This window comes from Candidatus Pseudomonas auctus (assembly GCF_048654275.1).
In the GTDB taxonomy this organism is placed as follows: Bacteria; Pseudomonadota; Gammaproteobacteria; order Pseudomonadales; family Pseudomonadaceae; genus Aquipseudomonas; species Aquipseudomonas pharyngis.
Genome location: NZ_JBJYZK010000019.1, coordinates 18,729 through 31,127 on the forward strand (window position 1 = coordinate 18,729; position 12,399 = coordinate 31,127).

Genomic DNA, 12,399 nt, shown 5'->3' on the forward strand with positions numbered 1-12,399 from the left:
AGTTTTCAGACTAACGTTCAAGACTCGGAATGATTAGTTCAAAAGCCTGTTTGGGAATGCTGGGGTTTATCGCGGATCCATTGAATATTGATATGTATAAAACATATAAATAACACCCCGGCTTTGAATCCGTTTCAAGTGCCCGTACTCAGTGCCGCCACCGCTGTGTTTGCAGGGGGCAGGCACTGCGAGTCGCTGCCCGGTTGCAGGTACGGCATCAGGATCGGTGCCATGCCCTTGAGCACTTGCACCGGCAGGGCCGAGGTGAATTTGAAGTTCTCGGCCGAGCGCCCCGGAACGAACGCTGTGAGCGTGCCGAAATGGTGGTCGCCGATGTAGAACACGAAGGTCGCCGTGCGGTTGATCGACTTCGAACTGAGAATCCGTCCTCCGGAGCCAATCGCTTCGATCCGGTTGTCGCCTGTGCCGGTCTTGCCGCCCATGGTCAGCGGTGTTCCATCGGCCAGTTTGAAACTGCCGGAAACACGTTTGGCGGTTCCCGAGTCCACCACTTGCGACAGCGCTTCACGCATCGCCGTGGCGACTTCGGACGGCATCACCCGTTTGCCCACATGAGGATCATTGACCAGTTTCGTTTCGTAAGGCGTGCCAGCGGCAAAGTGCAGGCTGTCGATGCGCAGGGTCGGCATGCGCACACCGTCGTTGAGGATGGTGCCGATCAGTTCGGCCAATGCGGCGGGGCGATCCCCGGAGCTGCCGATGGCGGTGGCCAGCGACGGCACCAGGTGATCGAACGGGTAGCCGACTTTCTGCCAGCGCTGATGAATGTCGAGGAACGCTTCGATCTCCAGCATGGTGCGGATGCGGCTGTCACGTGCGCCCTTGTGCCGGCTTTTGAACAGCCAGCTGTAGACTTCCTGGCGCTCGAACTGGCTGGCCTTGACGATGTCCTTGAAGGTCGCATCGGGGTGGTTGAGCAGGTAGCCGATCATCCACAGGTCCAGCGGGTGAACCTTGGCGATGAAGCCCTGATCCGGCAGGTCGTAGGTGCCGGGGCCGTAGGCCAGATAGAGCCGCTCCAGGCGTTCGTCGGTGAGTTTCTCGGTAATTTTTACGCCCTTGAGGTGCGAGCGCACAAAGGTGTTGAAGTCTTCCTGGCTGGCGTTAGGCAGCAGGTAACGGTGCACGGCGGCCATGCGGATCGGGGTCGGGCGCATGCTGTCGAGGAAGGTGTCGAGCCGGGCCTGGGTGTCCTTGTTCCGGTACTTCTTCCAGAACTTGAGCAGGAACGAGGTGCCCTCTCGATCGGCGAACGAGGCGAGGTATTCCTGACGTCTTGGGTCGCGGTCGTCCTTGAGCAGCTCGGCGCTGTTGTTGGGGCCTGAGTAGGTGGTGTAGCGCACCAGATCGCGCATCAGGCGAATGAACGGCAGGTTGATCGATTCGCGCAGGGCATCGCGCAGGGTCGGCAGGCGGCCGTTGTCTTCCTTGCGAAAGTTATGAAACGTGTGCAGCCCGCCACCGGTAAAAAAAGCTTCGCCGGGACTGGCCGAGTATTTGCGATCAAGGGCTGCGCCGAGCAATTTCGACAGATCGCGATCCTTGTTCTGGATCAGGTAATCGACCACCCACCGGCTCAGGCGATCCTGTTCAGGGACCTCGACTTTCTTCAGCTCCGGCACGCTCATGGCGGCGAATTTGTCATGCAGCTCCGCGATGATTTGCAGGTAGGTGGTCAGCACCCGCATTTTCGCCGTGGAGCCCAGCTCCAGTTTGCTGCCTTCGTTGATGTCGAACGGCTGATCGGTGCTGTCGGTCTGCACCCGCACACGTGAACCGTCCGGGGTCAGCTCGAACAGGGTGAAGCTATAACGCACCTGAGTAGTGCTGGTGGGCGTCAGCAGGCGTTCGCCCATCAGGCCGACTTCGGTCGCATAGGCCGGGTCAGCCAGTCGTTTCAGATAGGCTGTGGCCTGGGTTTGCAGCTCGCCTTGCAGGGTGCTGGTGGCGGAGAGGTCGAGGCGGTCAAGGTCGTACAGCGGACGGTTGAGCATCGATGCCAACCGGCTGCGGGCGACACTGATGCCCTTGTTGGTCTCGATCGGTTGAATCGTCGGCTGGGTCTGCCAGTCGCGATAGCTGATGGTGCTGGCCAGCGCGGCATCGGCCAGGGCGGCGTCGATCACACCGTTCTGTTTGAGCAGGCGCAGGTGGCTGTTTGTCAGTTCGACCAGTTCCTCGCGGCCCTTGGTCAGGTAATGCGAAGGACGGCGCTGAGCGATCATCAGCGAGAGCATTTCGCGCAGGGCCAGGCCTTTGTCCGCCATGGACTGCGGATCGGTCGCCGAGCTGGAGAGTTTGCGGTTGGCCTCGTTGAAATCGGCGCCGTACCAGACCCGCAGGCCCTCGGCCATGCCGTGCACTTCGCCATGTCCCGGCACCGCCGACAGCGGCACGCTGTTGAGGTAGTCACGAATGATGTTCTGCCGCGCCGGCAAGGTGTCCGGGCCGCCCTGATAGGCGCGCACGCTGGCGGAAATCATCTGGCGAATCTTCTCCGCGCCGGACACCGTCAGGCCGTCAGGCGAGTGGCGGTATTTCTCAAGTTGCGTGGCCAAAGTACTGCCACCGGCCGACTGCCCCGGCAAGTGCAGCAACTTGGCGACCTGCGACCACGCGGCCATGCCGAAGCGCGGCCAGTCCACCGCCGGGTTGGCCAGCGGTTGCTTTGGGTCGAGCAGAAAACGGTTTTCGATGAACAGCAGGCTGTTGACCACCACCGGCGGGATCGAATCGAAACTCGCGTACAGCTGCTGCGGATAGTTGTACTGATACAACGGCGCTGCGCGGCAATCGGTGATCGACAGCCCGGCCTGGATCTTCTCGGAGTAGGGCACGAACAAGCCCTTGTCGGTGTAATTGAGCAGGGCCGGGGAGAAGCGCGTCTGCTCGGTGATCACGTAGTTGCGCTTGAGCAGCCGTGGCAGGAATTCGTCCAGCGAGCTGTAGCCCAGACGCAGATCGAACGGCCCGTTGCCCGGATAGCGGATCGCTTCGCTGGGCCCCGGTTGCAATTCGTACTTGAGTTTGGCGGCGTACTGGCTGACCTCGCGGGACTGAAAGCGCGAGGTGCGCATTTCCTTCATCGCGGCCAAGCCCACGACAATCGCGATGATCACCACCAGAAGCCAGAAAGCCTTCCACCCGTGCCGGTTGCGGCGGGGTTTTTCAGGTAAAGGCGCTTCATCCACACGTTCAGTCGGAACCACTTTTTCACTCGAATCGGTTTGCCACAAAGCGCCCATAGTCGATTGATCCATTCACGCAGATTGATCGGACTTGTCTGAAGCTTAGTCGGTGGTTGGCGCGGGTGAAAAAATTGTGAAGGCGGGACCCTGAACAAATCTGCACATCCGGCTGCAACCCTCCGGCAAGTGATCGCAGGCCTGAAAAGTCCCGAACAGAGAGGTCCTGAGGCAGCTGCGACTTTGGTCGCGGCATGACGTTGCACCATTGCTGTGCAATACTCGGCGCCCATTTGCGCCGTGAATAATCCTCGAAATGCAGGATGGTTTGTCTCGTAAACCTCGCAATAGACGAGGTTTACGTCTGAATCAGATGCCTTATAGAGTGAAAAAACCTGTCGCAAGCTTTTTATACTGCACGCCCCGCTGATCCCGCAGGTTGCTTCTGCGGGACGGTCCTGCCCACGAAGCAGGGCCGGTTTTCCTCAGGCGCAGGCTTATCGGCCGACGTCTGAACACTCGGTGGTCACATCCAATAACAAGACGAGGAACTCCCCCATGCCAGTCGGCAATCACCCGCCCCATGGCGAAACCGCTCAAGGCGGTCCGCTCAAACGCGAACTCGGTGAACGGCATATTCGCCTGATGGCGCTCGGCGCCTGTATCGGTGTCGGTCTGTTTCTCGGTTCGGCCAAGGCCATCGAAATGGCCGGCCCGGCGATCATGCTCTCGTACATCATCGGCGGTCTGGCGATCCTGGTGATCATGCGCGCCCTCGGCGAAATGGCCGTACACAACCCGGTTGCCGGCTCTTTCAGTCGCTATGCACAGGATTACCTCGGCCCGCTGGCGGGCTTTTTGACTGGCTGGAACTACTGGTTCCTGTGGCTGGTGACCTGCGTCGCCGAAATCACCGCGGTGGCGGTGTACATGGGCATCTGGTTCCCCGATGTCCCGCGCTGGATCTGGGCGCTGGCGGCGCTGGTCAGCATGGGCTCGATCAACCTGATCGCGGTGAAGGCCTTCGGTGAATTCGAGTTCTGGTTCGCCCTGATCAAGATCGTCACCATCATCGCCATGGTGCTCGGCGGCATCGGCATCATCGCCTTCGGTTTCGGCAACGACGGTGTGGCGCTGGGGATTTCCAACCTGTGGGCCCACGGCGGCTTCATGCCCAACGGCGTGACGGGCGTGCTGATGTCCCTGCAGATGGTGATGTTCGCCTACCTCGGTGTGGAAATGATCGGCCTGACCGCCGGTGAAGCGAAGAACCCGCAGAAGACCATCCCGAATGCTATCGGCTCGGTGTTCTGGCGGATCCTGCTGTTCTACGTCGGCGCGCTGTTCGTGATCCTGTCGATCTACCCGTGGAACGAAATCGGCACCCAGGGCAGTCCGTTCGTGATGACCTTCGAGCGTCTGGGCATCAAGACCGCCGCCGGCATCATCAACTTCGTGGTGATTACCGCTGCACTGTCGTCGTGCAACGGCGGCATTTTCAGCACCGGGCGCATGCTCTACAGCCTGGCGCAGAACGGCCAGGCGCCGGCCGGATTCGCTCGCACCTCGAGCAACGGCGTACCGCGTCGGGCGTTGCTGCTGTCGATCTTCGCCTTGCTGCTGGGCGTGCTGCTCAACTATCTGGTGCCGGAAAAAGTCTTCGTCTGGGTGACTTCGATTGCCACCTTCGGCGCGATCTGGACTTGGGTGATGATCCTGCTGGCCCAGCTCAAATTCCGCAAAGGCCTGAGCGCCAGCGAACGTGCGGGCCTGAAGTACAAGATGTGGCTGTTCCCGGTCAGCTCGTATCTGGCGCTGGCGTTCCTGGTGCTGGTGGTCGGCTTGATGGCGTACTTCCCGGATACTCGTGTGGCGCTGTATGTAGGCCCGGCGTTCCTGGTGCTGCTGACCGTGTTGTTCTACGTGTTCAAGCTGCAACCGAAGGATTCGGTACAGGGCGCGATGCGTTCGGCTTCGTAATTCGTTGTCGCTGAAACCTGAAAGCCCCGGTCGAAAGTCCGGGGCTTTTTCATGGGGGTGAGTTGATGCCGCTGGTCTGAAATCAGCGCAAAAAACGACCTCTGATTCAGAGTCATGTTCGAAGGTTTATCTACGTTGTTTCCCGCGCAGCCGTGAACAGAGGCGCAGGTATGAGGATCAGCGATTTTCTCGTAAGAGAACTCGGCCGCCGTCAGGTCGTGCTGTTTTTCCTGCTCGCCACGCTGCTGTACATCCTGCCGCTGATCCTCGCCGATTTCCCCTACATCGACGACAACTGGCGCACCCTCGCTGCCGGCAACGCCTGGGCGGGGCAGGGGCGGTTGTTCATGGATTGGCTGTATCAGGCGCTGAGCTTCACCGGCGCTGCGCCGAATATTTTTCCACTGCCGCTGTTGCTCGCCACCGTAGCGATGTCGTTCGCTCTGACCCGGCTGACCTTCCACTATTTTCCCGAACCGACGCTGGCCTGTTGTCTGGTGCCGTTGCCGCTCTGGTACAACCCGTTCCTGTTGCAGAACCTGTCCTATCAATACGACGGCGCCGGCATGGCCCTGAGCCTGGTCGCGGTGATTTATGCAATCACCTTTTGCGGCGCTTCACGCATTCAGCGATGGCTGGTGCCATCGGTGTTGCTGGCGCTGGCGATCGGGTTGTATCAGATCAGCCTGAATGTGTTTCTCGGGTTGTGCTGCCTGGAATTGCTCAGGAATGTTCACCGGCGAGTGCCGTGGGATGAACTCTGGCACCGGTCGGGCTGGAGGCTGGCGCAACTGCTGCTGGCAGTGTCGATCTACAGCGTCACGGCTTATCCATTCACTGACGCCGGACGCACGCAATTGCTGAATACGAGCGCCGATCCGTTGCTGCAGATCGGTATCAATATCGGTCGGGCGATGGAGAAGGTTGCGCTGCTGTTTCACGGCGGCTACACGGTGGTTTGTATTGTGTTGGTGCTGTGCGCCGTGTTCGGCGCCGTGCAATTGGGGCGGCATATTCGTGAGCGCAACCTGTCGCGCGCCAAGGGTTTGCTCCTGAGCTTCAGTTGCCTGCTGGCATGGTCGCTGATTGTGCTGCTGGTGCCGGGCTTTACCCTGCTGTTTCGCGACTTCAACGAAGGCGCGCGCACCTTGATGGGGTTCGGCGTATTGCTGATGTCGCTGTTCTATCTGGCCCATCTGGGGTTGGCACCGTTACATCAGCGATTACCCCTGATGCTGGCGATTCCGCTTCTGGCCACGCTGTCACTGTCCTTCGCTTATGGCCGGGTGCTGACGATGGAAAAAACCTTCGCCAGCAGTGCGCTCTACAGCCTCAGCCACGACATCTCGTCCCATCGAGAACTGCGCGAAGCCAAACGGATTTATCTCTCGGTGACGTACTCCGACCGCTGGCTCGCGGGGGCGCAGGGCACCTTCCAACGGCTGCCGGTGCTGCGCTACCTGCTGAACGTCGACTATTTCATGCTCGCCGAAAACCTGGCCTCGGCCGGTATCACCAACGTGGTCGCCGAGCGCGAACGTCGCAACGCGACCCATGTCGGTCTGATGGGCTATCCACCCTTGGTGGACAGCCTTTATTACCGGCTCTACTTGATCGGCGACTACGGCTTCACCGTCATGAAAGAGCCGCCCCACGGGCGGTTATTGCAATGGTGACCGTTGGTCAGAAACCAGCGCCTACCTGTAATTTCTGACAGTAGACCGCACCCGTACCTTGCCCTAGCGTGAAAGCTCCGCCCGTTGCAGTGACAGCAAGGATTCACGATGAGGATCTTGTGGAAAGGATTTCCCGCACAAACGGCAATCGGTCTCGCCGCAACGCTGGTCCACTGGCAGGTTTTTTTCGTACTGACCAGTGCGGTTCAGCTCGATCAGGCGGCCAGCAACTTCGCTGCGTTTTGCATCGCCGCATCCTTCGCGTTTTACATGAACGCGCTCTACACGTTCGAGACCGGAACGTCGGTGCTGGCGTACCTGATGTTTATCAGCGTGATGGGGGCGTTGAGTTACGGCACAGGTGTGATCGCCGATGCATGGAGTCTGCCGGGGCTGGTGACGGTGTCGGTGTTTTCACTGCTGGATCTGTTGCTGGGGTACAGCTTTTTCCGGTTTGTATTGTTTCGCCGTTCTCGAACCTGAAAGCGCCAGCCTGGCCCGACTGGCGCTGCGAAACTGATTAAGCCGCCGCGATTTCCTGCGGCTCGAAGCTGTCCGCCCGTGCCATCTGCCACATCCGCGAATAGAACTCGCCGTTCACTTCCCCGGTGAGCAATTCCCCCGGTTTCAGGAACACGTGCAGCTGCGAGAACAGTTTGATTTCAGTCGCCGACATGCGCCGCACCAGATGCTTGGCCGACAGTTGCGACGGATGATCGAGGCCGGCGGCGGCGAGCATTTCCGCCAGTGCCTTGAGTGTATTGCGGTGGAAGTTGTAGACCCGCTGAGCCTTGTCCGGCACTACCAGTGCGCGCTGGCGCAGGGTGTCCTGGGTGGCGACGCCGGTCGGGCATTTGTTGGTGTGGCAGCTTTGCGACTGGATGCAGCCGATGGCGAACATGAAGCCGCGCGCCGAGTTGGCCCAGTCGGCGCCGATGGCGAGCACGCTGGCGATGTCGAAAGCGCTGACGATCTTGCCGCTGGCGCCGAGTTTGATCTTGTCCCGCAGATTCAGGCCGACCAGCGTGTTGTGCACGAACAGCAGACCTTCGCGCATCGGTACGCCGATGTGGTCGGTGAATTCCACCGGTGCGGCGCCGGTCCCGCCTTCCTTGCCGTCGACCACGATGAAGTCCGGCAGGATGCCGGTTTCCAGCATGGCCTTGGCGATGCCCATGAACTCCCACGGATGACCGAGGCAGAACTTGAAGCCCACCGGTTTGCCGCCGGACAGTTCACGCAGTTGCTGGATGAAATGCATCATTTCGATCGGCGTGGAGAACGCGCTGTGGCGCGACGGCGAAATGCAGTCTTCGCCCATCAGGATGCCGCGGGTGTCGGCGATTTCCTGGGTCACTTTGTGCTTGGGCAGAATCCCGCCGTGACCGGGTTTGGCGCCCTGGCTCATCTTGATTTCGATCATCCGCACTTGCGGGGTCTGCGCCTGGGCGGCGAAGCGTTCCGGGTCGAAGCGGCCGTCGCTGGTGCGGCAGCCGAAATAGCCGCTGCCCAGTTCCCAGGTCAGGTCGCCGCCATGTTCGCGGTGATAGGGGCTGATGCTGCCTTCGCCGGTGTCGTGGGCGAAGTTGCCGAGTTTCGCACCCTGGTTCAGCGCGCGGATCGCGTTGGCACTGAGGGAGCCAAAACTCATGGCCGAGATGTTGAACACCGACGCCGAGTACGGCTGGGTGCACTGCGGGCCACCGACGGTGACGCGGAAACTGCTCGGGTCGCTCAACGGCGCCGGGCGCATTGAGTGGCCGATGAATTCGAAGCCGGACTGATAGACGTCGATCAGGGTGCCGAACGGTTTGTCGGCGGTTTCATTCTTGGCCCGCGAGTACACCAGCGAACGCTGGGCACGAGAGAAGGGCAGGGCGTCGCTGTCGGATTCCAGCAGGTACTGGCGGATCTCCGGGCGGATGCCTTCGACCAGATAACGGATATTGCCCAGGATCGGATAGTTGCGGCGCACCGCGTGCGGGCTTTGCAGCAGGTCGAACAGACCGATCAGGCTCAATACGCCGGTGACGGCGGTGATCGGCCACAGCCAGTCGTGTTCGAGAAAGGGCAGGCTGGCGAGGGTGAACATCACGCAGACGGCAAAGAAGGCGTAGCGGCTCAGGAGTGACAGGCTCATACGGTTTCCTTGGTTCGGACGGTTTTTTTTTGCGGCAGTCAGGCGTTCTGCGCCTGCAGAAAGATCGAAAACAGCTCCGACTGGGATTTGATCCCCAGCTTGCTGTACATGTGTTTCTTATGGACTTTCACGGTTTCAACAGAGATTTCCAGCTTACGGGCGATTTCTTTACTGGAGCAACCGCTGAGCATCAGGCGCCCGACGTCCAGTTCCCGGGCGGTCAGTTGCGCGCCCTTGAGCTGCTGCACCGACGCTTCGAGCTGCACCCGCCAGTCCGGTTGCGCAGGCGCCGGAGCCAATGCCACGGTTTCGTTGATTTCATAGGGCAGGCGCTGGCGCAACAGGCCGAGCACCCACGGCTGGATCAGTGACAACAGGGCAATCTGCTCGCCGGTGAAGCGCTGCTGGCTGCCCAGTGACAGACACAGCGTGCGGTCGCCCTCGAGCTGGCAATTGAACTGGATTTCGTCGGCCACCACATTCAGACGAAAGTATCGCTGGTAATACTCGGTCAGTTCGAAGTGCTCCGGCGCGACCTCCGACAGGCGATACAACCCGGTGCGCGACTGCTCGCGGCAGGCGATGTAGAACGGGTCGAGCAGGTACAGACCGCGCAGGTAATCCTGAAACAGCTGATCGGGACTGCCGTCTGCGCCGGGGCATTCGGCGAACACCTGCGGGTGGCGGTCGGCGCTGAACAGCAGCGCCACCCAGCTATCGAACGGCACGTACTGGTCGAGCAGGCGTACCAGTTGCGCCCAGAAATTCGGCTTGTCGAGGGCGTCGATCAACTGTCCGACGGCGCGGTGCCAGGTGATGTCGTCAAACGAAAGAGTCATGCCTCTACCCCTATCGGGTTACCCCGGCCGCGTAATTCCCTGGCCGGTCGAATGCGAAGCATACTGGCCCACAGACAGCCGCCGGGCAATCTTTCGGCACCCGGCGCCCATAACAAGGACTGCCCATGAAAGTCGAACTCGCCCAACTGGCGGGCCGTGACAAAGACACGGCGTACAACCTCGAACGCGCCCTCGCGGCGATTGCGGCCTGCGCCGCCGACACGCAATTGATCGTATTCCCCGAGACCCACCTGATGGGCTTCCCGACCGCCGACACCGTGGCGCAGATCGCCGAGCCGGTAGACGGCCCGACCGTCAGCGCCGTGCAGGCCGCCGCCCGCGAACGCAACCTCGCCGTGGTGATCGGCATGGCCGAGAACGACAACGGCCGCTTCTACAACACCACGCTGCTGATTACCCCTGAAGGCATCGCCCTGAAATATCGCAAGACCCATCTCTGGGCCTCGGATCGCTGTGTGTTCGAGGCAGGCGACCGTTACGCCACCTGCCTGTGGAACGGTGTGCGGGTCGGTCTGCTGATCTGCTACGACATCGAGTTCCCGGAATCGGCCCGGGCCCTGGCGCAACTGGGCGCGGAGTTGTTGATCGTGACCAACGGCAACATGGACCCGTACGGCCCGACCCACCGCACCGCGATCATGGCCCGGGCCCAGGAAAACCAGGCGTTTGCGCTGATGGTCAATCGGGTGGACGTCGGGGATGACGGGTTGATGTTCGCCGGCGGCAGTGCGCTGGTGGATCCGCTGGGCACGCTGCTGTTCGAAGCCGGGCGTGAGGAAGGGCGGTTCAGTGTCGAGCTGGATTTCGCTCAGCTGGAGCTGGCGCGCAAGGATTATCGGTATCTGGATGATCAGCGGTTGAGGTTGCCGGGGGAGGTGGTGGAGCGGGATGGCGGTGTTCGGGAGTTGCTTATTCCACACCGTTGAACCCCAGCCCTCACCCTAACCCTCTCCCACAGGGAGAGGGGACTGACCGGGTCGCTCACTCGAGGCACGCCGACCTGAAATGTCCAGTCGAACTCAGGATTTGAAAAGTCCCCGATCGGCTCCCTTTCCCCCTCGCCCCCTTGGGGGAGAGGGCTGGGGTGAGGGGGATCGATCTCAAGTCATACAAACATTCAGATAACCCAAAAAACAACAACGCAACACCCGAAACATTCGCCGAACTCGGCCTCTGCCATAAATCCAATAAAATCCGGAGTAAGTCGCCCATGGCTCGTTTGCAACGCACCCTTTCGCTAGGGTCGGTGGTGCTGTTCGGCATCGCCTACATGACGCCGATCATTGTCCTCGGCACATTCGGCATCCTCGCCCAATCCACTGCAGGTATGGTGCCCGCCGCGTATCTGGCGGCGCTGGTGGCGATGTTCTTCACCGCCATGAGCTACGGGCGCATGGCCGCCGCATTCCCGGTGGCCGGCTCGGCCTACAGCTATGTGCGCAAGGCCATCAGCCCGAAACTCGGCTTCATCGCCGGTTGGGCGGTGCTGCTCGATTATCTGTTTCTGCCGATGGCGATCTGGCTGATCGGCGCCGCGTATCTGGCTTCGGCCTTCCCGTCGATCCCGCAGTGGGTCTGGGTTCTGGCGTTCATCGGCATCACCAGCGCGATCAACATCATCGGCCTGAAACTGGCCAACGGCATCAACGCCTTGCTGATGCTGGTGCAATTCCTGGTGCTGATCGCCTTCGTCGCGCTGTGCGTGCATTACGTCGGCGGCGATGCCAGCACGCCGCTGTGGTCGATCAAACCGTTCTTCAACGGCGACATGCAGATGCCGCTGATCATGAGCGGCGCCGCGATTGCCTGCTACTCGTTCCTCGGCTTCGACGCGGTCAGCACACTCACCGAAGAAACCCGCGATCCACGTCGCACCATCCCTCGGGCAATCATGTTGATTACCCTGATCGGCGGGCTGATTTTTGTCGGCGTGTCGTACTTCGTGCAGATCGCCCATCCGTCGTTCCAGTTCGACAGCGTCGACTCGGCGGCCTACGAAATTGCACGCAACATCGGCGGTGATCTGTTCGTGTCGATCTTCCTGATCGGCCTGATCGTCGGTCAGTTCGCCTCGGGCCTGTCGGCGCAGGCCAGCGGTTCGCGACTGTTGTTTGCGATGGGCCGTGACGGCGTGTTGCCGAAGTCGTTTTTCGGCACCTTGCACGAGCGCTTCGGTACGCCGGTCAACAGCATCCTGCTGTGCGCCGTTGTCGCGTTGCTGGCGCTGAAACTCGACGTGACCACCTCGACCTCGTTCATCAACTTCGGCGCGTTCCTGGCGTTCAGTCTGGTCAATCTGTCGGTGATTTTTCACTACTGGATCGGCGGCGAGAAAAAAGGCCTGCGCGAACTGGTTCTGTTCCTGGTCTTCCCGTTCATCGGTCTGCTGGCGGACTTGTGGCTGATGGTCAGCCTCGATCACCTGGCGGTGTATCTGGGCCTGAGTTGGCTGGCGATTGGTGTGCTGTATCTGGCGGTGCTGACCGGTGGCTTCCGTCGCCAACCACCGGAGATGGACTTTCAGGAAGCGGCCTGAT

The 12,399-nt window shown here is 60.8% G+C and carries 8 protein-coding genes; 5 read left to right on the forward strand and 3 right to left on the reverse strand.

Features of this window, described 5'->3' with window-relative positions; all coding sequences use genetic code 11:
- Positions 1 to 134: 134 nt before the first annotated feature.
- Positions 135 to 3,266, reverse strand: coding sequence for a transglycosylase domain-containing protein (locus tag ACKUG4_RS26040; protein WP_445435129.1), 3,132 nt, complete (start codon positions 3,264 to 3,266; stop codon positions 135 to 137).
- Positions 3,267 to 3,764: 498 nt separating this feature from the next.
- On the opposite strand from ACKUG4_RS26040, the gene ACKUG4_RS26045 reads away from it, so the two are divergent.
- From ACKUG4_RS26045 to ACKUG4_RS26055, 3 genes are all read left to right on the forward strand, one after another.
- Positions 3,765 to 5,186 (forward strand): amino acid permease, encoded by a 1,422-nt coding sequence (locus tag ACKUG4_RS26045; RefSeq protein ID WP_011335773.1) that lies wholly within the window; start codon positions 3,765 to 3,767, stop codon positions 5,184 to 5,186.
- Between the two features lie 170 nt (positions 5,187 to 5,356).
- On the forward strand, positions 5,357 to 6,862 hold the full coding sequence (locus ACKUG4_RS26050; RefSeq protein WP_445435130.1) for a glucosyltransferase domain-containing protein: 1,506 nt from the start codon (positions 5,357 to 5,359) through the stop codon (positions 6,860 to 6,862).
- A 108-nt stretch (positions 6,863 to 6,970) separates the two neighbouring features.
- Positions 6,971 to 7,345, forward strand: coding sequence for a GtrA family protein (locus tag ACKUG4_RS26055; RefSeq protein WP_064599191.1), 375 nt, complete (start codon positions 6,971 to 6,973; stop codon positions 7,343 to 7,345).
- A gap of 37 nt (positions 7,346 to 7,382) precedes the next feature.
- Here the strand turns inward: ACKUG4_RS26055 and ACKUG4_RS26060 are convergent, their stop codons facing one another.
- Both ACKUG4_RS26060 and ACKUG4_RS26065 read right to left on the reverse strand, forming a co-directional pair.
- Positions 7,383 to 9,002, reverse strand: a complete 1,620-nt coding sequence (locus tag ACKUG4_RS26060; RefSeq protein ID WP_064599190.1) for an FMN-binding glutamate synthase family protein — start codon at positions 9,000 to 9,002, stop codon at positions 7,383 to 7,385.
- 38 nt (positions 9,003 to 9,040) lie between these two features.
- Complete coding sequence (locus ACKUG4_RS26065; protein ID WP_011335770.1) at positions 9,041 to 9,841, reverse strand: helix-turn-helix transcriptional regulator; 801 nt, start codon at positions 9,839 to 9,841, stop codon at positions 9,041 to 9,043.
- 125 nt (positions 9,842 to 9,966) lie between these two features.
- Here ACKUG4_RS26065 and ACKUG4_RS26070 point away from each other — a divergent pair, with 125 nt between their 5' ends.
- Together ACKUG4_RS26070 and ACKUG4_RS26075 are read left to right on the forward strand one after the other, a co-directional pair.
- Positions 9,967 to 10,788, forward strand: a complete 822-nt coding sequence (locus tag ACKUG4_RS26070) for a carbon-nitrogen hydrolase family protein (RefSeq protein WP_445435131.1) — start codon at positions 9,967 to 9,969, stop codon at positions 10,786 to 10,788.
- Between the two features lie 284 nt (positions 10,789 to 11,072).
- Positions 11,073 to 12,398, forward strand: a complete 1,326-nt coding sequence (locus ACKUG4_RS26075; protein ID WP_445435132.1) for an APC family permease — start codon at positions 11,073 to 11,075, stop codon at positions 12,396 to 12,398.
- Position 12,399: the final 1 nt, after the last annotated feature.